The sequence below is a fragment of the Rhodococcus sp. ENV425 genome, from assembly GCF_002887785.1.
Taxonomy (GTDB): domain Bacteria; phylum Actinomycetota; class Actinomycetes; order Mycobacteriales; family Mycobacteriaceae; genus Rhodococcus; species Rhodococcus aetherivorans.
Genome location: NZ_PCZU01000271.1, coordinates 1,989 through 24,781 on the forward strand (window position 1 = coordinate 1,989; position 22,793 = coordinate 24,781).

Annotated in this window: 20 protein-coding genes; 14 read left to right on the top strand and 6 right to left on the bottom strand. The window is 68.3% G+C overall.

Annotation, left to right across the window (positions count from 1 at the left end):
• Both CQZ88_RS31840 and CQZ88_RS24970 read right to left on the bottom strand, forming a co-directional pair.
• Positions 1–1,763, bottom strand: a 1,763-nt coding sequence (locus CQZ88_RS31840; RefSeq protein ID WP_258008776.1) for a serine/threonine-protein kinase, incomplete at its 3' end; no start/stop codon positions are given.
• A 522-nt stretch (positions 1,764–2,285) separates the two neighbouring features.
• Entirely contained in the window at positions 2,286–3,362 is a 1,077-nt protein-coding gene (locus CQZ88_RS24970) for a LuxR C-terminal-related transcriptional regulator (protein WP_029545769.1), read from the bottom strand.
• A 563-nt stretch (positions 3,363–3,925) separates the two neighbouring features.
• On the opposite strand from CQZ88_RS24970, the gene CQZ88_RS24975 reads away from it, so the two are divergent.
• The 9 genes from CQZ88_RS24975 (at position 3,926) to CQZ88_RS25015 (ending at position 14,134) form a co-directional block, all read left to right on the top strand.
• Positions 3,926–5,257 (top strand): cytochrome P450, encoded by a 1,332-nt coding sequence (locus CQZ88_RS24975; protein ID WP_006936686.1) that lies wholly within the window; start codon positions 3,926–3,928, stop codon positions 5,255–5,257.
• Positions 5,254–6,492, top strand: coding sequence for an NAD(P)/FAD-dependent oxidoreductase (locus CQZ88_RS24980; RefSeq protein WP_029545771.1), 1,239 nt, complete (start codon positions 5,254–5,256; stop codon positions 6,490–6,492). Before CQZ88_RS24975 ends, CQZ88_RS24980 begins: the two co-directional genes overlap by 4 nt.
• Before the next feature lie 55 nt (positions 6,493–6,547).
• The gene (locus tag CQZ88_RS24985; protein ID WP_006936691.1) at positions 6,548–6,868 is read left to right on the top strand and encodes a 2Fe-2S iron-sulfur cluster-binding protein; all 321 of its coding nucleotides are present in this window, start codon (positions 6,548–6,550) and stop codon (positions 6,866–6,868) included.
• An 81-nt stretch (positions 6,869–6,949) separates the two neighbouring features.
• A complete protein-coding gene (locus CQZ88_RS24990) occupies positions 6,950–8,425 on the top strand; it encodes an aldehyde dehydrogenase (RefSeq protein ID WP_006936692.1) in 1,476 nt (491 codons plus the stop codon).
• 39 nt (positions 8,426–8,464) lie between these two features.
• Positions 8,465–9,583 (top strand): NDMA-dependent alcohol dehydrogenase, encoded by a 1,119-nt coding sequence (locus CQZ88_RS24995; RefSeq protein WP_006936693.1) that lies wholly within the window; start codon positions 8,465–8,467, stop codon positions 9,581–9,583.
• Positions 9,584–9,660: 77 nt separating this feature from the next.
• Positions 9,661–10,941: an aromatic ring-hydroxylating dioxygenase subunit alpha gene (locus CQZ88_RS25000; protein ID WP_029545774.1), complete on the top strand. Its 1,281-nt coding sequence runs from the start codon at positions 9,661–9,663 to the stop codon at positions 10,939–10,941.
• Entirely contained in the window at positions 10,938–11,498 is a 561-nt protein-coding gene (locus CQZ88_RS25005; protein ID WP_006936696.1) for an aromatic-ring-hydroxylating dioxygenase subunit beta, read from the top strand. The genes CQZ88_RS25000 and CQZ88_RS25005 overlap by 4 nt, the downstream gene beginning before the upstream one ends.
• On the top strand, positions 11,495–12,292 hold the full coding sequence (locus tag CQZ88_RS25010; RefSeq protein ID WP_029545776.1) for an SDR family NAD(P)-dependent oxidoreductase: 798 nt from the start codon (positions 11,495–11,497) through the stop codon (positions 12,290–12,292). The genes CQZ88_RS25005 and CQZ88_RS25010 overlap by 4 nt, the downstream gene beginning before the upstream one ends.
• 63 nt (positions 12,293–12,355) lie before the next feature.
• The gene (locus CQZ88_RS25015) at positions 12,356–14,134 is read left to right on the top strand and encodes an AMP-binding protein (RefSeq protein WP_006936700.1); all 1,779 of its coding nucleotides are present in this window, start codon (positions 12,356–12,358) and stop codon (positions 14,132–14,134) included.
• 478 nt (positions 14,135–14,612) lie between these two features.
• Here CQZ88_RS25015 and CQZ88_RS25020 read toward each other — a convergent pair whose 3' ends face one another.
• A complete protein-coding gene (locus tag CQZ88_RS25020; protein ID WP_029545778.1) occupies positions 14,613–15,647 on the bottom strand; it encodes an amidohydrolase family protein in 1,035 nt (344 codons plus the stop codon).
• Between the two features lie 258 nt (positions 15,648–15,905).
• On the opposite strand from CQZ88_RS25020, the gene CQZ88_RS25025 reads away from it, so the two are divergent.
• The 3 genes from CQZ88_RS25025 to CQZ88_RS25035 all read left to right on the top strand — a co-directional run bounded on the left by CQZ88_RS25025 (position 15,906) and on the right by CQZ88_RS25035 (position 18,717).
• Positions 15,906–16,673, top strand: a complete 768-nt coding sequence (locus CQZ88_RS25025; RefSeq protein WP_051359211.1) for a FadR/GntR family transcriptional regulator — start codon at positions 15,906–15,908, stop codon at positions 16,671–16,673.
• A 92-nt stretch (positions 16,674–16,765) separates the two neighbouring features.
• Positions 16,766–17,887 carry an extradiol ring-cleavage dioxygenase gene (locus CQZ88_RS25030; protein ID WP_029545782.1) on the top strand — a complete coding sequence of 374 codons (1,122 nt, stop codon included), beginning with the start codon at positions 16,766–16,768 and terminating at the stop codon, positions 17,885–17,887.
• On the top strand, positions 17,884–18,717 hold the full coding sequence (locus CQZ88_RS25035; RefSeq protein ID WP_029545784.1) for an alpha/beta fold hydrolase: 834 nt from the start codon (positions 17,884–17,886) through the stop codon (positions 18,715–18,717). The genes CQZ88_RS25030 and CQZ88_RS25035 overlap by 4 nt, the downstream gene beginning before the upstream one ends.
• A 123-nt stretch (positions 18,718–18,840) precedes the next feature.
• Here the strand turns inward: CQZ88_RS25035 and CQZ88_RS25040 are convergent, their stop codons facing one another.
• The 3 genes from CQZ88_RS25040 to CQZ88_RS25050 form a co-directional block, all read right to left on the bottom strand.
• On the bottom strand, positions 18,841–19,257 hold the full coding sequence (locus CQZ88_RS25040) for a hypothetical protein (RefSeq protein WP_029545786.1): 417 nt from the start codon (positions 19,255–19,257) through the stop codon (positions 18,841–18,843).
• A gap of 151 nt (positions 19,258–19,408) precedes the next feature.
• Positions 19,409–19,891, bottom strand: a complete 483-nt coding sequence (locus tag CQZ88_RS25045) for a nucleoside deaminase (protein WP_029545788.1) — start codon at positions 19,889–19,891, stop codon at positions 19,409–19,411.
• A gap of 87 nt (positions 19,892–19,978) precedes the next feature.
• On the bottom strand, positions 19,979–21,241 hold the full coding sequence (locus CQZ88_RS25050; RefSeq protein ID WP_102800456.1) for a lipase family protein: 1,263 nt from the start codon (positions 21,239–21,241) through the stop codon (positions 19,979–19,981).
• Positions 21,242–21,409: 168 nt separating this feature from the next.
• Between CQZ88_RS25050 and CQZ88_RS25055 the strand changes: the two genes are divergently transcribed.
• Both CQZ88_RS25055 and CQZ88_RS25060 read left to right on the top strand, forming a co-directional pair.
• A complete protein-coding gene (locus CQZ88_RS25055) occupies positions 21,410–21,889 on the top strand; it encodes a nuclear transport factor 2 family protein (protein WP_043798437.1) in 480 nt (159 codons plus the stop codon).
• 1 nt (position 21,890) lies between these two features.
• Positions 21,891–22,721: an SDR family NAD(P)-dependent oxidoreductase gene (locus tag CQZ88_RS25060; RefSeq protein WP_102800457.1), complete on the top strand. Its 831-nt coding sequence runs from the start codon at positions 21,891–21,893 to the stop codon at positions 22,719–22,721.
• Positions 22,722–22,793 lie beyond the last annotated feature (72 nt).

Consider the following 22,793-nt stretch of genomic DNA (forward strand, 5'->3'; position numbering starts at 1 on the left):
ACCCGGTGCCGGCCGGACAGATGACGGATCGCCGTGCGCGGATCGTGGTGTTCGCGCAGGGTCAGGGAGGCCAATTGCAGCGCCGCCACCCACCCGTCGGTCGATTCCTCCAGATCGACGACCTCCTCCTCGTCGAGCTGCACATCCGTGGCGCCGGTGAGCAGTTCCCGGGACTCGTCGAGGTCGAAGCGTAATGCGGCCGAGTCGATTTCGATCAGTTCGTTGCGCACGCGCAGGCCGCTCAACGGCAGACCCTGCCGGGTCCGGCTGGTGACGACCAGCTGCAGGTGGTGGCAGCCGTGTTCGAGCAGGAACCGGGCGATGGACCGGCTGGCCGGGTTGGTCACCCGGTGCCAGTCGTCGAGGACCACCGCGATGTGCTGCCCACCCGCATGCGTCCGGTTGATCAGGGTGGTCAGCACGAACCGCTCGGCGCCGCCCCCGTGTCCTTCCAGCGCCCGGGTCAACTCGGTGCCCAACCCGGGCAGGGTCACCGTGATCGCATCGACGAGATGCGCGAGAAACCACGCCGGGGTGTTGTCGTCCTCGTCGATGGTCAGCCAGGCGGTCGTGCCGCCGGTGCGCTCGAGCATCTGCACGTACTGGGTGGCCAGGGTGGTCTTTCCGTATCCGGCCGGACCATGAATCAAGATCAACCGGGGTCGGGTCGCGGTCCCGAGCCTGCCGAGCAGCCGGGTGCGCGGCACCATCGCGTGAGCCGTGACCGGGGGGCGGTACTTGGTGGTCACGGCGGGCGGAGGGACGGGCCCGGACGCCCCGGCCGACGGCTCGAGGCGCAGGTACGCCGCGGTCCCCGCAGGGTCACGGTTTTCCCGCTGTGGTGGGCTCTCCTCGTCCCCCGCCAGCGGCAGCGGCAGGTCGGCAACGTGGTATCCCAGATCCGTCCCGGCCCGGCGCAGCGCCTCCCCCAGCGCCGCCGCCGTGCCGAAGCGGTCGGCGGGGTCGCGGGCCATCGCCTGCTCGATCACCACCCGGACGCCCTCCGGGACCTCGTGTGCGCGCAGATCGGGGATCGGTTCGGTGCTGATCCGCAACAACTGCTCCACCAGTTCCTCCCCGCGGCGCCGAGCGAAGGCGGGGCGGCCGGCCAGCGCGGTGAACAAGGTGGCGCCGAGTCCGTAGACGTCCGAGGCGACCGAGGGTGAGCGTCCGTGCAACACCTCCGGCGCGGTGTAGGCGGGGGAACCCACCACCAAGCCTCGGGTGGTGTCCTGCCGGTCCGCCAGTCGGGCGATCCCGAAATCGGCGAGTTGCGGTTCGCCGTACTCGGAGAGCAAGATGTTCGCCGGTTTGATGTCCCGGTGCAGCACCCCGGCCCGATGCGCCGTCTCCAAAGCTCCGGCCATCTTGATCCCGATGTCGAGCACCTCGGGAACCGTGCGCGCCCCGCGCCGGGTGATCCACGCGTCGAGCGAGTCGCGGCGGTGGAACGGCATCACGATGTAGGGACGCCCGGTACGGGTGACGCCGGCCTCGAGCACGTGCACGATGTTCGGATGCCCCGACAGCCGGCCCATCGCCTGCTGCTCACGCAGGAAGCGAATGCGATCGGCCTCATCGGGGTTCGAGCTCAAGACCTTGATCGCCACTACCCGGTCCAGGACAGGTTGACGGCAACGGTAGATGATGCCGAAACCGCCCCGGCCCAGCACCCGAGGCTCGTCGAAACCGACAGCAGCCAGCTCGTTGGCTATCTCTCTCTCGAACTGGTTCGAGGGATGCTCGACGGCTTCGTCCGACACGGTTGGTCCTCACCGACTGTTACGCCACTGACTGTCTCCGGTCGGATCATGGTTGCACATGGCTCTACCTGGGTTTGGTTCCTCATTCTAGCCTTACCGGCACAGACTCAGGCGGGAGTCGAGACCGCCATGAGTGCGGGCTTCGGAGCAGGCCGGTCCCGCACTCACGGCGCCACATTTCACGTGTTTCGAGCATGTGAGTCCGGCGCGCGAGGGCAATAGCCACACCGGCTACTGCCGCCCGGACCGAGGCGGGGTGGAGTTCGGGCCGGAATCGGTTGACGGGACCTGTGACGCTGAGCGCGGCGATCGCGCGGTTGTCGGATTCCAGCACGGGCACCTCGATTTCGTTGTGCCGCAGAACCATCGGTGAATACATGCCGCCCGGCACGAGTCCGGTCACCGAGGGCCCCGAGCAGCGGAAGACCGAAATCGGTAATCCCTTGTTCCTGGAGCGGGAGCCGGGACCGCGCGGCATCCCCGCCCTGGCACTCGCGTCGGATTCCTCGATGCCGGAAGGAGTTACCCCGCCCGAAGATAGCGGGAGACCGCTTCGGCTCGGTTGGCGGCACCGAGTTTGCGCAGAATGTGCCTCACATGGGCCTTGACTGTGGCCTCCGAGATGAACAGCCGGTTCGCGATGCGGGCATTCGAGTCACCCTCGGCCATGTGCGCAAGGACCTCGAGCTCCCGCCGGGTCAGCAGGTCCACATTCCCCACAGGGTGGCCGGACTGCATCGGGTGGCGATATCCCGGAAGCGCAACGACCGAATCGTTCGCCGACTCTTCGTTGGAAGCGATCATTTCGTCCAGCATGTCCGGCGAGGCATCCATGACGGCGGTGACCTGCTGCCGGATCGTCCGGAGGCGTTCCTGATAGTAGAGACGTTCCAGGGCATAGCCGAGACATTCCGAGAACGTGCGGACAAGCGTCCGATCGAACTCGCCGACCTCCCGGCCGTCGCTCGGGCTGTCGGCGTGGACGAAGCCGAACACTCCGGAGCCGACCATGATGGGAGCGGCGACGTAGGAGGAAGTGCTCGTGACCTGCTTGAAGCCCGGGTCCACGCGGTCGTCTGCCTGCGCCCGGGGAACCAGCACCGGCGAACGGCGCCGCACGATCTCGCTTTCGATGAGCCGGTGGCCCAGCGTCCGGCTCCGACTGCCGACCGCCAGGATCTCGGCAGCGAGCGCCGAATCGTTCCGCACGTAGCACGACTTCGCCACCCAGCGGTTGCCCTCGACCCGGGACAACATGCACCGCCGATAACCCAACTCGCCGACATGGGTCGGGGCGAGCCGGACAAGCTCGGCTACCGACCCGACGGTCCGCAGCGCATCGAGCGCCCGCCCGACTCCGGCGATCGCCTCCGATCGCTGTGCCAACTCGGCTTGGCGCAGCATCACCCGCGCGTGACCGACCTGCTGGGACAACCCGAGCAGACGAGCGATCTCCGCGCCGGGCACTGTTTCACCGAGCCTGCGCGTGAGGGCCTCCTCGACGACCTCGAGGGCGAAATCTGCCTCGTCGAGGTCGGCCGGAGTGCGCGAATCGGCCGGGGCGTTCCGCCCCAGGAGCTCATGGGCAAGTGCCAGCACACCCCGGGCCCGATCCAACTCCTCACCGACACTCCCGACGGGGCGTAGCGCAGGCGAAGAAGCGCGGTCGGCCGCGGCCGACCGAAAGGGCATCGTCGGTACCACGTATTCGGTGCTCCTTCCCGGCCTCATTGCCAGAGCAGATAAGGGAAATGTTAGCAATTCATGCATGCATGTCTCAATACCCCGGATTTTCTGAAGGAATCCGATCGGCGTAGTTCGGTCAGGCCCGGGCTGGTGGCGTTTCTCGCTCGCCCGTGCCGACCGCGCGCAGGAGTCCGTCCGCCGATGCGCTCGACCACGGGGCGAGACATGGATGCATGATTCTGAATCTTCCTCCTGTCCGTCCAACGATAGGCGTGGCGAGGCGCTCTTCCTCTTTCGGCGCAGGTGGTCGCCGAGGCCGAGTCAGCCGTTGGGATGAGAAACGTGCGCCCAGGGAGTGATGTGCATCACCCCGCCCGGGATCGAAGATTATCGGGACTCGAGTGATCGGCGTCACGCGACGGACGGCCGGACCGCGACGTCTCCGCGACATTGCTGCCACCCATCGGAGGAAAACTGTGACCACCATCGAGGCCATTACGGGTCCCACCCGACCCGTACCGGACGAAATCGCCCGCCGGATAGTTCTCCCCGAGGGCCACCGAGACGAGACGGCCCTGTTCGCGGCCTACAAGTGGCTGCGGGAGAACAACCCGCTCGCCCAGGTACACGTCGAAGGCTACGACCCGCTGTGGCTGGTGACCAAACACGCCGACATCCTGGAGATCGAGCGCCAGCCGGAACTCTTCTGCAACGGCGGAGGGTCCGACCCCGGCACCCACAACCCCATCCTGACCAACCAGGCCGGCGACGCGTTCACCAAGAGCCTCACCGGCGGGAGCCTGCGCATCCTCGACGCCCTGCCCTATCTCGATCCGCCGGAGCACACCGCGGTCAAGGACGTCGCTAGCGACTGGTTCCGGCCCGCCAACCTCAAGCGTTGGGAGGATCGCATCCGGGCGCTGGCCACGGAGGCAATCGCACGGAGGCTGCGCCCCGGGGGGAACGAACTCGATCTCGTCAAGGATTTCGCGATCTTCTATCCGCTGCACGTCGTCATGACCCTCTTCGGCGTTCCCGAAGAGGACGAGCCGCGCATGATGGCTCTGACCCAGGAGTTCTTCGGCACGGCCGATCCGGACGAGGTCCGCGCCGACGTCGAACCCCTCAGCCCGGAGGCCGCGGCCAAGCAGTGGGCCGCCGCCATTGCCGACTTCTTCGCGTACTTCGACGTACTGGTGGAGGATCGCCGCGCCAACCCGCGCGAGGACCTCGCCTCGATCATCGCCAACGCGCGACAGGCCGACGGCGAGTACTGGCCCAAGCAGTTCGCCTACAGCTGGTTCGTGACGATCGCGACCGCCGGGCACGACACGACCACCTCCACCCTGGCCGGCACCCTCGAAGCACTCGCCCACCACCCCGATCAGCTCGCCGCGGTCCAGCAGGATCCCACCCTCATCGGAGACCTGATCAACGAGGGCCTGCGCTGGTGCTCCCCGGTGAAGCACTTCATGCGCCAGGCCACCGAGGACTACGAGCTGCGCGGTCGACACATCAAAGCCGGTGACCGGCTGATGCTGCTCTACCAGTCCGGCAACCGCGACACCGACGTCTTCGACGCCCCGGACGAATTCCGCATCACCCGCAAGCCCAACCGGCACATGGCCTTCGGATACGGCCCGCACATGTGCACCGGTCAGCACCTGGCCAAGCAGGAGTTGCGGATCATGTTCGAGGAGTTGCTGCCGCGCATCCGCTCGATCGAGATCACCGGGGAACGCAAGGTGACCCAGACCAACTTTGTCGGCGGGCTGAAGAGCCTGCCGGTCCGGTTGGAGCTCGCGTGACCACCGCTCCCCCCGGCGCCGCCCGGGGTGTGGTGGTCGTCGGTGCCGGGCATGCCGCGGCCTCACTCGTGGGCCTGCTCCGGCAGGAGGGGCACACCGGCAAGATCACGATGCTCGGTGAGGAACTCGACTACCCGTACCACCGGCCGCCGCTGTCGAAGAAGTTCGCCGAGGGTGACCTCGAGCAGTGGCTGCGCCCCCCGGAGTTCTACCGCGAGCAGGAGGTCACGGTGCGTCTCGGTGAACAGGTCACCGAAATCGACCGCGGGTCCGGCCGGGTCGTCACGGCCTCCGGCGAGCGGATCGGGTACGACGTGCTGGTCCTCGCCACTGGCTCCCGCCCCCGCCCCCTGCCGGTCGCGGGAGCGGAGCTGGCCGGGGTCGGCGCGCTTCGCACCCTCGGCGACGCCCGAGCCCTGCGCAAGTGGGTCACGGAAGGCCGCACCCTCGCCATCATCGGCGGCGGCTACATCGGCCTCGAAGTGGCGGCAGTCGTTCGCTCCGCCGGCGCAGACGCGGTGATCCTCGAACGCGAGGACCGGGTCCTGGCCCGGGTCGCGAGCCCCGAACTGTCGACGATCCTCACCGCGCGGCACACCGCACAGGGCACGGTCGTGCGGACCGGTGTCGGGGTCGTCGGGCTCGAGGGCACCGAGGGGCAGGTGCAACGCGTCGTCCTCGACGACGGGGAGACGATCGACTGCACCGCAGCGCTGATCGGGATCGGCGCCCTGCCGTGCGACGAGTTGGCCGCAGCCTGCGACCTGGAGCGCGGCCCGGCCGGTGGCATCGTCGTCGACGAGTTCGCTCGCACAAGCGATCCCGCGATCCTCGCCATCGGCGACGTGACCTGCCGGCGTGTGCCCGGACTCGACAGCATCGGGCGACTCGAGAGCATCCCGAGCGCGACCGAACAATCCCGGCAGGCGGTAGCCGCGATCCTCGGCACACCGTCGCCGCAGCCCGAGACGCCGTGGTTCTGGTCCGACCAGTTCGACCTGAAGCTGAAGATCGCCGGCGTCGTGCGACCTGGGGCCGACATCGTCTGCCGCGGGAACCCCGAGTCGGGGCGCTTCGCTCTCTTCCACCTACGCGACGGAATCCCCCTCGCGGTCGAGTCCGCCAATGCCGCACCGGAATTCATGGCCGGAAAGAAGTGGATCGGCGCCGGCACACCTGTCGATCCCGGCCGACTGGCCGATCCCGGTGTCGCCCTGCGCGACGCCGTCCACTGACGCCATCGCGCCGGCCTGCGACGTACCACCCCACCTGCACGATCCGAGGAATACCATGCCCAAGATCACCTATCTCGTCCCCGACGGAACCGCCCACATCGTCGATGTCCCAGTGGGACAGAGCATCATGGACGGGTCGGTTCGCAACAACCTGCCCGGCATCGTCGCCGAGTGCGGCGGCAGCTGCTCCTGCGCGACCTGCCACGTACACGTCGACCCCGAGTACGCCGAGCTGTTCGACGCGGCCACCGACGAAGAACGCGACCTGCTCGAGTACGCCGAGGATGTCGACGAGCGCTCCCGGTTGTCATGCCAACTCATCGTCAACGCCGCGTGCGAGGGCGCCCGAGTAGTCGTGCCCGATTCCAACGGCTGACCCGGCGCCGGACCCCACCTGCGGGGCCACCCCCTTTCCTCACCCCATTTCCGGGACCGCGCTACAAAGGAGCCGCACCCCATGACCGCACTCACCGGCACGACCGACTATCAGCAGTTCTACATCGACGGAAGCTGGGCCGACCCGTCATCGTCGCGCACCGTCGAGGTGCGGGCCGCGGCCACCGAGGAACGCCTCGGCAGCGTCCCGGAAGCGAGCGAACGGGACATCGACGACGCCGTCGCCGCCGCCCGCCGGGCATTCGACGACCCTCGGGGCTGGTCCCGCTGGGATCCGGCGCGCCGCCGCGAGGCGCTCGAGCGTTTCGCCGTGGCACTGGAGAAGCGCGCCCCCGAAACCGCGACCCGCGTGAGCTCGCAGAACGGTATGCCGATCTGGCTCGCTCAGCAGTTCGAGGGCGGGTTCCCGGCCCTGCTGCTGCGCTACTACTCCGGCCTGGTCGCCGACACCCCCCAGGAGGAGACCCGGCAGGGCATGCTCGGCGGGAAGGCGCGCGTGATCCGTGAGCCGATCGGCGTGGTCGGCGCGATCGTCCCGTGGAACGTCCCGCAGGGAATCACGTTCCTCAAGCTCGCCCCCGCCCTCGCCGCCGGATGCACGGTCGTGCTCAAACCTGCTCCAGAGACGGTCCTCGACGCCATGCTGATGGCCGAGGCAGCCGCCGAGGCACAGCTGCCGGCAGGCGTACTGAACGTCGTGCCCGGTGGAGGCGAGATCGGGGCCTACCTGGTAGCCCATCCGCAGGTGGACAAGGTCTCGTTCACCGGATCGACGGCGGCCGGCCGGACGATCGCCGAGACATGCGGGCGCCTGCTGCGCCCGGTGACCCTCGAGCTCGGCGGCAAGTCCGCCGCGATCGTCCTCGACGACGCCGACCTGGCCTCGACGATCGAGAGCTTCTTCGCCTCGACACTTCTCAACAACGGTCAGATCTGCTGGCTCTCGACCCGCGTACTGGCCCCCCGATCGCGATACGCCGAGGTCGTCGACACCGTCAGCGGGCTCGTGTCCTCCCTGCGGATCGGTGATCCTCTGGCCGAGACCACTCAGATCGGTCCGCTGGTGTCCGCACGGCAGCGCGATCGGGTCGAGTCCTACATCGCCAAGGGGAAGGCCGAAGGGGCCCGGCTGACCGCCGGCGGCGGCCGGCCGGCGGGCCTCGACCACGGCTGGTACGTGCAGCCGACCGTGTTCGCCGAGGTCGACAACAACCACACCATCGCCCAGGAGGAGATCTTCGGGCCGGTCCTGTCGGTGATCCCGTACACCGACGAGGACGAGGCGGTTGCCATCGCCAACGCCTCGGACTACGGCCTGGGCGGCAGCGTCTGGACCACAGACCCGGAGCGCGGCGAGGCCGTCGCCCGCCGGGTGCGCACCGGCAGCATCGGCATCAACGCCTACGTCAACGACCCCGTCGCCCCCTTCGGCGGAATCAAGGCCAGCGGCATCGGCCGTGAACTCGGACCCGAGGCCCTGCACAGCTACCAGGTCCTCAAGACCATCTATCTCGACGCCTCGGCCGCGCAGGCCTGAGCAGAACCCGTCTCACCGACCCACACCCGAGGAGTCCTCATGAAAAGCCGCGGCGCCGTTCTCCGCCAAGCCCCTGGCAAGTTCGAAATCGTCGACCTCGTCGTCGACGAACCCCGACAGAACGAGATCCGAGTCAGGATGGTCGCCTCAGGGCTGTGCCACTCCGACGACCACATGGCCACCGGTGACCTCCCCGTCGCCGTCTACCCGGTCTGCGGTGGACACGAGGGCGCCGGCATCGTCGAGTCGGTCGGCCCGAACACCTCCGGCTTCGAACCGGGAGACAAGGTCATCTTCTCGTTCCTGCCGGCCTGCGGAAAATGCCGCTGGTGCTCCACCGGGCACCAGAACCTCTGCGACCTCGGCGCCAACGTCCTGGTCGGCTCGCGCTGGGACGACCCGACGAGCTTCCGACTGCAGCTCGAGGACGGCACCCCCGTCGCCCAGGCACTCGGCATCTCCACCTTCTCCGAATACACGACGGTCGCCGTCGACTCCGCCATCAAAGTCCCGGCGGACACCCCGCTGGAAAAGGCGTGCCTGCTCGGCTGCGCAGTCGGGACCGGCTGGGGCTCGGCGGTCAACACCGGCAAGGTGCAACCCGGCGACACCGTGCTGATCCTCGGTGTCGGCGGCATCGGCGCGAACGCCGTCCAGGGTGCCGTGCATGCCGGTGCGGCACGGGTGATCGTGGTCGACCCCGTCGCCTTCAAGCGGGACACGGCGCTCTCTCTGGGTGCCACGCACGCGGTCGCCACCGTCGAGGAGGCCATCGAGATCGCGAAGAGCTTCACCAACGGCCAGGGCGCCGACGTCGCGATCGTCACCGTCGGCGTCATCACCGGCGACCACATCGCGCAGGCATTCGCCGGTATTCGCAAGCAGGGCACGGTCGTCGTCACCGCGCTCGGCAACGCCGCCGCCGTCGGCATCCCGGTACCGATCCTCGAATTGATCCTCTACGAGAAGAAGATCAAGGGTTCGCTGTTCGGCTCGTCGAGCCCGCGCGCAGACATCCCCAAGCTGCTCGACCTCTACCAGGCCGGCTACCTGAAGCTCGACGAGTTGATCACCACCGAGTACGCCCTCGACGACATCAACCAGGGATACGACGACATGCGTGCCGGCACCAACATCCGCGGTGTCATCCGGTTCTAGCGACCGCCCGACTGCACCGATCCGGCCCCTCGGATCCCCTCCCGCACCAACCTCGGCCCAATCCCAGAGAGGCACCGATGACCGTCACAGACGACCCGACGACCCAACTACCGACACCCCACGGACCGTTCGTCGAGGACGATCGTGAAGCACACAGCTTCCGTGTCCACCGCTCCACCATGACCTCACCGGAGGTCCATGCGATGGAACTCGAGCGGGTCTTCGCGCACAGCTGGCTCTACGTCGGCCACGAGTCGGAAATCCGCAAGAAGGGCGACTACGTGCGCCGCCCCGTCGGCGGACGCCAGGTTTTCATGGTCCGCGGACGATCGGGGCAGGTGAACGTCTTCCACAACACCTGCACCCACCGCGGCGCAATGGTCTGCCGCGCCGAACGTGGCAACGCGAAGATCTTCTCGTGCTTCTACCATGCCTGGTCGTTCAACACCGACGGCGAACTGGTGGGCATCCCGGACCGCCAGGCGTACGGCGACGACCTCGACTTCGGCAAACTCGGGCTCCGGCCCGCCGCCAAGGTCGACAGCTACCGCGGCTTCGTCTTCCTCTCCTACGATCCCGACATCGTGCCCCTGGTCGACTACCTGGCGGGCGCCACGGAGTACCTCGACCTCGTCGTCGACGCGGTCGAGGACGCGGAAATCATCTCCGGAACCAACGAGTACGCGATCAATGCCAACTGGAAACTCCTGGCGGAGAACAGCATCGACGGCTACCACGCGGTCAGCACCCACGACACCTACTTCAAGTACCTGGTAGCGCTGGGCACCGACCTCGCGGGTGGGGTCCAGGGCACGGCGAAGGCCCTGGGCAACGGGCACGCGGTACTCGAATACACCGCACCGTGGGGCCGACCGGTGGCGAAGTGGGAGCCACTGTTCGGTGAGGGCGCGCGCGAGGAGATCGGCCGGCTGCGCGCCGAACTCGTGGCCAAGCACGGCGAAGAGCGCGCCTCGCGCATGGCCGACGTCAACCGCAACCTGTTGATCTACCCGAACCTGGTGATCAACGACATCATGGCAGTTACCGTACGCACGTTCATGCCTGTCTCCGCGGACCGGATGGAGATCACCGCCTGGGAGCTCGCTCCGAGTCAGGAGCAACCCCAGCTGCGGCAGCGCCGTCTCGACAGCTTCCTCACCTTCCTGGGCCCCGGTGGCTTCGCCACCCCGGACGACATCGAAGCCCTCGAGTCCTGCCAGCAAGGCTTCCACAGCGGCGGAGTGGAGTGGAACGACATCTCACGCGGCATGGCGCGCATGCCCGAGGCCAACGACGAAGAGCAGATGCGTGCCTTCTGGCGACGCTGGAACGAGCAGATGATCGGAGAGGCCCGATGACCACCACCGCACCCGAGACTCCGAAGGCCGCGCCGGCGCCGTCCCCGCAGGTCGACGACCTTCGTCAGGTCACCCGCAGCCGAGTCGAGGACCTGCTCTACCTCGAGGCCGAACTGCTCGACGACTGGGACCTCGACACCTGGATCACCCTCTACACCGACGACTGCCGCTACGTCGTGCCCTGCAACGACACCCCCGACGCCGACCCGGCCCGGGACCTGGTGCTCGTCGACGACGACCACCTGCGTCTGTCCTGCCGCGTGGAGCGACTCAATTCCCGCCGGGCACACCGGGAATACCCGCACTCGGCCACCAGCCACCAGGTGTCCAACGTGCGGCTGCGCCCGGTCGTCGACGGCACCGACGGTGCGGCCGAGCTTCCGGTGGTCGCCGAGTTCGTCGTCTGGCGCTTCCGCGGCGAACGCTCCTACACCTACGCCGGCCGCTACCACTATCGACTGCGCGTCGTCGACGGGCACCTGCGGATCGCGTCGAAGCGGTGCGTGCTGCGCATGGGAAGCCTGCGCCAGGTGTCCGACGTCGCGATCATCCTGTGAACGCCGAACTGGACGGGGCACCGTTGCGGGGCCGCACCGTGATCGTCACGGGAGGAGCGACCGGCATCGGTCTCGCGATCACCCGCAGGTTGCTCGCCGACGGCGCGTCGTTGCTCGTCGCTGCCCGTGACGAGGACGAACTCCATCGCGGGCTCGGGGCGCTGAGCGCACCCCCCGGCGTTCCCGAGCCCGCGGGATTCGTCGGTGATCTGGCGCTCCCGGGCGCCGCGGACGCGATGCTCACCGCGGCCACGGAGACTTTCGGCCCGGTGTACGGACTCGTCAACAACGCCGGCGGGGGCGTCATCGCGCCGACGCTCCAGCATACCGAGCAGACGCTGAAGTCGACCATCGACAACAACCTGTGGACCACGCTGCGGGCCAGCATGGCGTTGCTCCCCCATCTCGTCGACAACGGCGGAGGACGCATCGTCAACATCGGCGCCGAGTCCGTGCGCAACGGCCTCACCGCCCACGCGGTCTACAACGCCGCCAAAGGCGGGGTGCACGCGTTCGCCGTCGGATTGGCGCGCGAGTTCGCACCCGCAGGCATCACCGTGAACACCGTCGCGCCGGCCTACACCCTGACCGCGGAGCTGGCCGCCGCGATCGAAGGAGACCGCCTCCCCGACGTTCTACGGCCGGTCGTCGAGGACGCGGTGCGACTCATTCCGATGGGCCGCCCCGCTGTTCCCGACGAAGTCGCCGGGGCCGTCGCCTATCTCCTTCGCCCGGAATCCGGCTTCGTTACCGGACAGGTGATCAGTGTGAACGGCGGCAGCAGCATGGGCTGACACGTCGCCGCGCCACAGACCGACCGATCCCACATCCAGGGTGCAGACCCGGAAAGGTGAGCCATGACCGGCGTATCCCACGTCGACGACACATCCCGTGTCTCGGGTACATCTGATCCTGAACAACTTTCGACCCACGGCCGGGCAACCGAGCTCTACCGGTCGGCACGCGATCTGCTCCAGGATCTCGGCCGCGACTACCGCAAGGCGGTCGACGAGTTCACCTGGCCGGATCTCGGGGAGCGGTTCAACTGGGCCGTGGACTGGTTCGATGCGATCGCACGGGGCAACGACCGGGTGGCCCTGTGGATCGTGGAAGAGAACGGCGCCGAGGCGAAGTACACCTTCGACGAACTCGCACGCCGGTCCGATCAGGTCGCCGCCCATCTGGCCGCCCACGGAGTGGCCCGGGCAGACAGAGTCGTCCTCATGCTGAACAACCAGGTCGAACTCTGGGAGGCCATGCTCGCGGTCATGAAGCTCGGTGCGGTCATCATGCCCACGACCACCGCGCTCGGCCCGGTGGATCTGGCCGATCGCATCGACCGGGGCGGTGCCCGGCACGTCATCGCCAACATCGCCGACACCACCAAGTTCGACGAGATCGAGGGCAAGTACACGCGTTTCGTGGTCGGCGACGCGCATGAGGCACCTGCCGGCTGGGTGAGCTTCGCCGACGCATACGCGCTGGACGTTCCCCGTGCAACGCACCCCGGCACCGCTCCGCACGACCCCCAGCTGCTGTACTTCACCTCCGGCACCACGAGCCGGCCCAAACTCGTCGAGCACACGCAGGTGTCCTACCCCCTCGGGCACCTCGCAACCTCGTTCTGGGTCGGAGCCGCACCCGGGGACGTACACCTGAACATCAGCTCGCCGGGCTGGGCGAAGCACGCCTGGAGTTGCTTCTTCGCCCCGTGGATCGCCGAAGCGACGATCTTCGTCTACAACTATTCCCGCTTCGATGCCGCCACGTTGCTCGAACAGATCCGCCGGGCCGGCGTGACCACGTTCTGTGCCCCACCGACGGTGTGGCGAATGCTGATCAACGCCGACCTCTCCGGCGGCCCCGCGCAGCTGCGTGAGCTGCTTTCCGCGGGAGAACCGCTGAACCCCGAAGTCATGGATCAAGTGCGGCGGCAATGGGGATTGACGGTCCGCGACGGGTTCGGCCAGACCGAGCTGCCATTGGCTGTCGGGAACGTACCCGGCATGCCGGTCAAGCCCGGATCGATGGGTCTGCCGTTGCCCGGTGTTCCGGTCGTGCTGGTCGATCCGGTGACCGGCGCGCGGGTCGACGGTGTCGGAGAGGGCGAGCTCTGCGTCGATCTGACAGCGCGGCCGATAAGCCTGATGACCGGCTACCTGGGCGATCCCGAACGCAACGCCGAGGCGATGGCAGGAGGCTTCTACCACACCGGCGACGTCGCTTCCCGGGACGCGGACGGCTACATCTTCTACGTCGGGCGCACGGACGACGTGTTCAAGGCCAGTGACTACAAGATCTCGCCGTTCGAGCTGGAAAGCGTGCTGATCGAGCATCCGGCGGTCGCCGAGGCCGCGGTCGTGCCGGCCCCCGACGAAGTCCGGCTGGCCGTGCCCAAGGCCTATGTCAGCCTAGCGCCGGGTCACGAGCCGACGCGGGCGACGGCACTGGCCATCCTGCGGCACGCCCGCGAGAACCTCGCGCCGTACCAGCGCGTACGCCGCCTGGAGTTCGCCGACCTGCCGAAGACCATCTCCGGCAAGATCCGCCGCGTGGAACTGCGTGGCCGCGAAGAATCCGGCGTCGCCGGTGCCGGTGAATGGCGCGACGACCAGTTCCCCGAATTACGGCCCTGAGTCGCGTACCCCGGGGCTGCACCTGCCCCGGGGTACACGAACATCCCTGAGCGAGTCCTGGTTCCGTCGCAGGCGCCGGGACCGAAGCACATTGTGATGGTGCGTGGTTGCGAACGAGCACAGGTATGCCTACGCGAGACAGGGGATGGATCGCCGGACAGCAGTACGTAGTGCCGGCCTCGCCGAGACGGAGCTTTCCTCGGTGCTGGGATGGAGTGTGGCCGCTCTGCACCCGGATATCCGGATGAAACGAGGGTCGGTACCGGGAGTGGTCGCGGTGGCGTGCAGGTTCTGCCAGACCTGACAGCGGCACGGCAACCCCGACTCGCACCACACCCGGCCCCTGCACCTGAGTGCCCCGGTGGAACAGCCACCTCGGCCACGGACGCTCGTCGACGGCCGCTCCACGGTCCTTCAGCTCCGCCCCCCCACTGCCGCCGCTCCTGCCCGCTGGTTACGGGTCAGTGGGAGTTCGTCGTCAGCGGGCGTTTGCCGGTCCGGTGAGCGGGCGAACCGTGGCAATGAGCTCGGCGGCGTTGTCGCGGCGGATCGCGGCCGCGAGCTCGTCGGAGCAGGCGCCGAGGACGGCTCCGGGCGGTGTCTCGCGTGCAGCGAAGGGGTAGTCGGTGCCCAGCAGGACGTGCTCGCCGCCGAATCGGGCGACAGCCTGGCCGAGTGCCGCCGCGTCGTAGGTGAGGGAATCGCACCACAGGTCCCGGGCCCGCTCGCTCGGCGCCGGTCCGGGCGTGCCGGAAAGAACGGCGCCTCGGTCGAGCCGGGGCAAGATCGCAGGTAGGGCGCCGCCGCCGTGGGCCAGGCACAGGCGCACGCCCGGAGTGCGGGTCCGCCCCGTGAGCAGCGCCGCCGCGGCGGTCGTTGTCTCCATGGGCATCCCCAGCCCGAACTCCAGGCCCAACATCGACAGCCGCGGGTCCAGCGTCGTGTCCACCGGGTGCACCAGCACCAGTGCCGAGCGCTCGGCCGCAGCAGCGAAGAACTCGTCGAATGCGGGGTCGGCCAGCTCTCGCGTGCCGACGCGAGTACCGATTTCGACACCGAGGAAACCCAGTTCGTCGATGCAGCGGGAGAGCTCGGCGACCGCGGCGTCGGGGTCCTGCAAGGGAACGGCGCCGAGGGCGTACAGCCGCCCCGGTGCCTCGGCGACCAGTGCGGCGAGGGCATCGTTCTGCGCCACAGCCAGGATCCGTGCACCGTCGGCGGGCTGGTCGTGACACAACGTGACAGGAATGGGCGAGACGACCTGTGCTGCAATCCCCTCGGCGTCCATGTCGACGAGTCGGCGCTGGGCGGACCAGCACCGGTGGTCGATCTCGCGGTAGGGGCGACCGCCGAGCAGGAGCTGGGCGCGTCGGGGATCGAGGAGTTCGATGGACGGCCAGCGTCCCGGTCGGCCGGACAAGTCCGGAAGCCGGGTGCCGATCGCGTGGGTGTGGACGTCGATCGCCCCGAGAGGAAGCGGAGATCCGGCGTTGCCGTTCACGTGCGTGCTCATGCTGGCTCCCTCGACGACGCCCGCGGGGTCGATGTTCCGACGGGGTGATCGAAACCGTAACAAATCATGACTACAGGATTCAAGATGATTACGTTGGTCCACCTTCCCGCGCCGGCACGCCCGCTACACCCCACACCCGGGGGCTCACAGCGCGCGAATCTCGCCAATCCTGCAGATACGATTGAGGTCGGACTACGGCCCTGCGCCGGCGTCTCCGGCATATACGCAGTTCACAGCCCTGGGAAGAGGTCGAACCTGATGACGTCATCGACTAGGACTCACTCGCGGACAGCGGACGGCCCCGGAAAGAAGCAGGCCCAGCGGTCGCTCTCGCGGGCACAACAGGTCGCCGTCGAAGTGGAGAACGAGCTGCTCGCCGCGCACACCCCGGTGGGGACCTCCCTCGGCCGACGTACGGACCTCATGGAGCGTTTCAGGGTCAGCCCGACCGTGATCAACGAGGCGTTGAGGATCTTGCGCGACCGCGGGCTCGTGGTGGTCAAGCCCGGGCCCGGCGGCGGGGTGTTCGTTGCGAGCCGGCCGCCACAGGTCCGGCTCGGAGCGCTCGACCTGTGGTTCTCCGGAACAGGAACGGATCCACTGGATCTGTTCGAGGCCCGCATGCACTTGGAGGACGTCCTGACCAGGGTTGCCGTAGAGCGGGCGGGCCCGACGGACATCCGCGACATGGAATGGGCACTGGAGTCGATGCGGTCGGCGGGCACGCCGCGCGACTTCCTGGATGCAAACCTGAGGCTGCATCTGGCGATCGCGCGAGCCGCCCGGATCCCCGTGCTGGCGGGCATGTACGAGGCGATCGCCGCGATCATCGGCGGTGCGGCCACGCGCGTCGAACTGCTGCCCGACCACGAGGAGATGTACCGGCACAGCATCGCCGTGCACGTCGAGATCGTGGCCGCCATCCGCGACGGTGACCGCGAGGCGCTGGACAAGTGCCTGGGACTGCACCGTCAGGACCTGGTGCGGGCGGTGGATCCCACTCGTTCGCCGGTCGCGCCGGAATAGTTGCCGACAATTGTGCTCCATCCCTTGAATTGTGCATACATGATTCCGTAAGGTTTGTCTCGGCAGCGATGCCGAATGCATGAGGAGGAGTCATGGCAGAATTCCTCGGGTTGGGGATCACTCACTATCCCTTGCTCGCCGGCACCGACGAGCACATGGCAGGGCTACTGCGGTGGACCCTGACCGACCCGGACATCCCGGAAGACCTGAAGGATCCGGCGAACTGGCCGGCCCGGATGCGCCGCGAATGGGACGACGACGGCGGCACGGCCGCCGCAGCCGCGCATCGTGCCGAGCTGGTCGACCACCTCGCCCGGTGCAGGGCCGCACTCGACGAGTTCGAACCGGACCTCGTGGTGGTATGGGGTGACGACCAGTACGAGAACTTCCGCGAAGAGGTCGTGCCGCCGTTCTGCGTGCTGGCCTACGACGACCTCGAGGTCCCGGCGTTCGAGGTGATGAACGAGCGCGGCAGCCCCAATGCCTGGGGACTACCCGACGACTTCACGATCACCCTGCACGGCGACCCGCAGGCCGCGCGGAGCCTGGCAAATGCCTTGATCGAGAACGGCTTCGACATGGCATACTCGTATCGCAAGCGCGCCGAGGCCCATTTCCCGCACGCCATCCTCAACACACAGATCTTTCTCGACTACGAGAACGCGGGATCGAAGCTTCCCTATCCGATCGTGCCGATCACCGTCAATTGCTATGGCCAGCATGCGATTGCCCGCAAGGGCGGCCTCGCTCGATTCGCCGACATCGCCGACGAACAGCTCGACCCGGTCGGCCCGACCCCGAACCGTTGCTTCGATCTCGGCGCCGCCGTAGCGCGCGCGTTCGCCGCGACCGACAAGCGGGTCGCCCTGGTGGCCTCGTCGAGCTGGTCGCATGCCTTCCTCACCGACAAGCTCTGGCATCTCCGTCCGGACACCCCGGTCGACGAGCGGCTCTACGACGCTTTCGTGCACGGGGACGTCGACACCTGGCGTGCGGTGAGCGGCACCGAGATCGTCGAGTCCGGCCAACACGAGATGCTCAACTGGTACTGCCTGCTGGGCGCGATGCACGAACTCGGGCTGCCACTGACCTGGTCGACACTCGTCACCACCGACGTATTCAACTCCAACAAGTGCTTCGCCGTGTTCTCCGGCAAGCCCGACGAAGCCTACGCCGGCGGTGCCGGTGGCCGGGCGGGACAGGAACCACGATGACCACCACCGACCTCGCCCAGGGCCGCCGAGTCGCCGTGCCCGGTGTCACCGCCGGACCGATCGACACGTTCTACCTCGAGGCCGGCAGCGGCGATCCCGTTGTGCTGCTTCATGGATCCGGCCCCGGAGTGTCGGGCTGGGCGAACTGGCAACACACCATTCCCGGGCTTGCCGAGCACTTCCGAGTGATCGCACCGGACACCGTGGGATACGGGGCCACCTCGCGTCCCGGGGACATCGTCTACTCACTTCGCACCTGGAGCGACCACATCCTCGGCCTGCTCGACGTGCTGGAGCTCGATCGGGTGTCGCTGGTCGGCAACTCGCTGGGCGGACGGATGGCGCTCGACCTCGCCGAACGCCATCCGGAACGGATTTCCCGAATGGTCCTCATGGGCTCGCCCGGCGTCGGGATGACCGTGACCGACGGGCTGAAGGCCCTGCGCGCCTATGCACCCTCCCTGGAGAACATGCGGGCACTGCTGCTCGACTACTTTGCGGTGAACCCGTCCATCATCACCGACGAGCTGGTCCGCATTCGCTACCAGGCGAGCCTGGAAACCTTCGACGCCTACCGCGCGATGTTCCTCGACCCCCGGCACAAAGGCAACGAGCTCGGTATCACCGAGGAGCAAGTGCGGTCGATCCGCACGCCCTCGCTCCTGATTCACGGACGGGAGGACAAGGTCGTGCCGCCGGAGGTCTCGTGGACCATGCTGCACCTGCTGCAGGACGCGGACCTGCACGTCTTCGCTCGTTGCGGGCACTGGACGCAGATCGAGCGGGCCGCGGAGTTCAACGAACTAGTCGCGGACTTCCTGCGGGGCTGAGCGCCGTCCGATCGACCACGCGAGGGACTTCGGGACGCCGGACAGCGGCAACGGCGGCCCGACCCCCGTGGAGTCGAGCCGCCGTTGTCTATGACTCCTCCCGCCCCGGCGAGCGGTCAGGACTCAGCCGAAGGAGAAGTGGTGGCTGCCGACGAACCGTGTCTGCGCCGGGCCGGGGATCGAGACGTCGATCGAACCGACGCTCCGGTACACGTGGTCGTCGTCCTGGCAGTCCGCGTCGACCGTGTAGTCGCCGTCGGGCACGTTGTCGAACTTCACGGTTTCGTAGTCGGCGTAGTAAATCTTCGCGCTCTTCACCAGGGGAATCTCGTCGATCACCGCGTTGCAGTAGTGCGGGTAGTCCGCCTCGGGGGCGCGGTAGTAGATGAACTTGACCGTGATCGTGTGCTCCCGCACGCTCACGCTCCAGCTGCCGTACGGGTAGGGGTCCACTGCCGATGCCGTGGGCGCGAGGCCCGTCATCAATGCGAGCGGCGCCGCGAGGGCGACCGCTGCGCGTCCGAGCTTCGAGCCCTTCATGGGCGTTCCTTTCGACCGTTGACCAGCCCGACCGGTTCAATGGTCGACCCAGGTACGGGTACAGGAACTGCAAAGCGCCGCAGTCGAACACAACCCGTGATCAACATCGATTGGCTGTCACCCGGCCGTGACCCAGCGTGTCACGGAACAGTCACACCGCGTGTCCGTGACACCGACGATGCAGGGCACGCACCTCGTCGAGGAGTTCCGGTACCGGCCCCTCGACGGTCACCCCGGGCGCAACCTCCTGGATCGGCAGGGCCCGGACGGGCGCCGGCGGCACGCCCAGCTCTTCCAGCCAGCCGACCAGTTGCGCCGAGGACGCCACGTACACGACGCGGCCCAGCCCCACCCATCCGTGCGCGGCCGCGCACATCGGGCAGTGCTCGCCGGACGTGTACACCGTCGCGCTGGCGCGCTCGGCTTCGCCCATGTGCGCGGCGGCCCAGCGGGCCAGTTCGAACTCGGGGTGCCGGGTCCGGTCCCCGCCCGCGACGCGGTTGCGGTCCTCGGCGAGGCTCGTGCCGTCGGCCGACACCAGCACCGAGCCGAACGGCTCGTCGCCGGCGTCCAGCGCCTCCCGCGCCAGTTCCACACACCGCCGCAGGTGCGTCATCTCCGATTCGTCGATCACGAGGTCCTCCCGGTGCCGCGGTCGTCGACCGCATCATGCCACCGCGGTCGTCGACCGCATCATGTCACCGCGGTCGGCCGGCGGCCGTCAGCCGGTGCAGGTGTTCTCGTCGGGCGCGCCCGCGAACCGCCGGTCCATCCAGTCCAGGCCTTCCACGGCGGCCGGGATCAGGCCGATCCCGTGACCCGCACCCGTCCCGGTGAGCACCGGCGGGATGCCGTAGCGGCGATAGGTGACGGATGTTCCTCCCGCGCACCACTTCCCGACCATGGTGTCGACGCCGCTCACCTGGACGAAGTCGTCGGTCGTGTTCTGCGCGACGAACGTCGGGATGGCGGGGGCGATGTTGCCGAGCTGCTGCTCGTGCACCAGCGACGCCCACGGTTCGGCGGCCAGGTGCTCGGCGATGGGCCGGCCGTCGACCGTGTACCAGGTCGTCGGGAAGAACGGATTCATGCGCGGCGCGTCGTAGATGCAGTACGTCTCGGCGCGCGCGAGGATGTCGCGTCCGGCGGGATTGAACACACTCAGCAGTTCCTCCCGCAACTGCGGATAGGCCGCGGCGAATCCGTTGACCACCCAGCCGATTCCGCCGGAGAGCAGCGAGCCGCCGCCGGCGACGGCGAGATCGGCGAGCGACGCCGGCGGTGAACCCGCGACCGCGGCGACGACGGGCAGCTCGGGAGCGTAGGTGTCCGCCAGCTCCGCGGCCGCCGCCGACGACATGCCGCCCTGTGAGTAGCCCCAGAAGCCGATGCGGGTGCCCTCGTCGATGCCGCGGTCGGTCAGCCGCAGGGCGGCACGGGCCATGTCGAGCATGGCGTGCCCCTGCGAGACGCGGTTCAGGTAGGGATGCACACCGGGTGTGCCGAGGCCCTCGTAGTCGGTCATCGCGACGGCGTAGCCCCGCGCCAGCAGCGGCACGATGTGCAGGTATTCGTACTCCTGGGCGTGATGGGTCAACTTCGACGGCGCGCACTGATCGCCCATGCCCTGCGTGCCCGGGCCGAGGACGATCGTCGGGCGCGGGCCGTCACCGGCCCAGGGTTGCGACGGCACGAACACCGTGCCGGTGACGGCGGTCGGGCCGCCCGTGGCGTTCTCGCTGCGGTACATCACGCGGGTGGCGGTGGCGTCGAGCGCCGGCGCGACGGCCGGTTCGGCGCGCAGGACGTCGCCGGCCGCACCGTCGGGCAGCGGGTCGGGCGGGAGGTAGAACCCGGCGTCGCCCGTGCCTGACACGGACCCTGTCGGAGCGGCGGCCGCGACGGGACCTGCGACGAGGGGCATGAGCAGCATCGTCAGGGCCGCGGTGAGCAGTCGGGCGGTGCGCATCGGCATGCCGAGCATTCTGCACACGTGTGTACCGCCACGGAAGGTGTTGCGTGGATATTTCTGCAACAAGTTCTATGACAGGATGACGCCACGGTCCGATCACCGGGACGACCGATGCCGAGAGGAGCCCCCCGGCGCTACGGTCCGCTCGCCGCTGTATCCGCAGGACGGAAGGACGACGCCATGACCGTCGAAGAGCGACTGGCCCGCCTCGAAGCGCTCGAGGAGATCCGGATGCTCAAGCACCGGTATTTCCGCGCGTGCGACGCCAAGGACCCGAAGGCCATGCGCGACTGTTTCGTCGCGACGGGCGCCGACATCTATTACGGCCCCGCCCTCGGCAGCTTCGACGACGCCGACGCTCTCGTCGACGTTTACGCCCGCATCGCCCTCGAACGCGTCGACGACCGGTACATCGTGCTCGACATGCACCACGGCATGCACCCCAGCATCGAACTCACCGGCGACGGCACCGCCACCGGCGCCTGGACGCTGCGGTTCCGGCAGGTCGACCTGCGTGCCCGCACGGAGCGGGTGAGCGCACTCGACTACGACGACGACTATGCGATCGAAGACGGCAGGTGGAAGATCGCCCGGTGCCACGTGCGCGTCCACTGGTCCATCGAACGGGCCCTGACCGACGACGTGAAAGTGGTGTTCTGACATGACCGAACGCAGGATCGCCCTCGTCACCGGCGCGAGCCGCAGCGTCGGCAAGGGCATCGCATGCGCCCTCGGCTCCGACGGCTGGACCGTCTACGTCACCGCGCGGGGCCCGGTCGGCACCGACAGCCCCCTGGACCGGACCGCCGCGACTGTCACCGAACGCGGCGGGCTCGGCATCGCGGTGCAGTGCGACCACACCGACGACGAGCAGATCCGGGCACTGTTCCGGCGCATCGCCGACGAGCAGGGCGGCCGGCTGGACCTGCTGGTGAACAACGTGTGGGCGAGCCCGCCCGGGTTCGCGGGCTTCTCCGAGCCGTTCTGGAAACGCCCGATCAGCGATTGGGACAGTCTCGTCGGCGTCGGACTGCGCGCCCACTACGTGGCCTCCGTCGACGCCGCGCAGCTGATGGTGCCGCGCGGCAGCGGGATGATCGTCAACATCTCGTCGTTCGGCACCCGCGGCTACCTGCACTCGGTGCTGTACGGCATCTCGAAGGCCGGCCTCGACAAGATGGCCGCCGACATGGCCGTCGATCTCGCCGGCACCGGCGTCACCGCCCTGTCGCTGTGGCCGGGACTGGTGAAGAACGAGGCGATGCTCGCCCGCGGCATCGACAACTTCGAGGGCTTCTCCCTCGCCAACGCCGAGACCCCGGAGTTCGTCGGCCGCGTGATCGTCGCGCTGGCGAACGATCCGAAGGTGAACGAGCGCAGCGGGCGCACCCTGATCACCGCCGAGACCGCCCTCGACTACGGGGTCGTCGACGTCGAAGGCAATCAACCGGATTCGCATCGGGCCGCGTTCGGCGGCGGCCCGCTGTACTGATCCGCGGCCCGGCGCACCGGGCGAGACGCCGTGATCACCCCTGCGGGTGCGGATCTTCCGCGGTTCTCACCG

Excerpts from the sequence above, each read along its gene's own strand:
- CQZ88_RS25030 (WP_029545782.1), top strand. The coding sequence starts at position 16,766 with ATGGCAGAATTCCTCGGGTTGGGGATCACTCACTATCCCTTGCTCGCC.
- CQZ88_RS25055 (WP_043798437.1), top strand. The coding sequence starts at position 21,410 with ATGACCGTCGAAGAGCGACTGGCCCGCCTCGAAGCGCTCGAGGAGATC.
- CQZ88_RS25005 (WP_006936696.1), top strand. The coding sequence starts at position 10,938 with ATGACCACCACCGCACCCGAGACTCCGAAGGCCGCGCCGGCGCCGTCC.
- CQZ88_RS24990 (WP_006936692.1), top strand. The coding sequence starts at position 6,950 with ATGACCGCACTCACCGGCACGACCGACTATCAGCAGTTCTACATCGAC.
- CQZ88_RS25020 (WP_029545778.1), bottom strand. The coding sequence starts at position 15,647 with ATGAGCACGCACGTGAACGGCAACGCCGGATCTCCGCTTCCTCTCGGG.
- CQZ88_RS25015 (WP_006936700.1), top strand. The coding sequence starts at position 12,356 with ATGACCGGCGTATCCCACGTCGACGACACATCCCGTGTCTCGGGTACA.
- CQZ88_RS25060 (WP_102800457.1), top strand. The coding sequence starts at position 21,891 with ATGACCGAACGCAGGATCGCCCTCGTCACCGGCGCGAGCCGCAGCGTC.
- CQZ88_RS25000 (WP_029545774.1), top strand. The coding sequence starts at position 9,661 with ATGACCGTCACAGACGACCCGACGACCCAACTACCGACACCCCACGGA.
- CQZ88_RS25025 (WP_051359211.1), top strand. The coding sequence starts at position 15,906 with ATGACGTCATCGACTAGGACTCACTCGCGGACAGCGGACGGCCCCGGA.
- CQZ88_RS24995 (WP_006936693.1), top strand. The coding sequence starts at position 8,465 with ATGAAAAGCCGCGGCGCCGTTCTCCGCCAAGCCCCTGGCAAGTTCGAA.
- CQZ88_RS25040 (WP_029545786.1), bottom strand. The coding sequence starts at position 19,257 with ATGAAGGGCTCGAAGCTCGGACGCGCAGCGGTCGCCCTCGCGGCGCCG.
- CQZ88_RS25035 (WP_029545784.1), top strand. The coding sequence starts at position 17,884 with ATGACCACCACCGACCTCGCCCAGGGCCGCCGAGTCGCCGTGCCCGGT.
- CQZ88_RS25050 (WP_102800456.1), bottom strand. The coding sequence starts at position 21,241 with ATGCTCGGCATGCCGATGCGCACCGCCCGACTGCTCACCGCGGCCCTG.
- CQZ88_RS24985 (WP_006936691.1), top strand. The coding sequence starts at position 6,548 with ATGCCCAAGATCACCTATCTCGTCCCCGACGGAACCGCCCACATCGTC.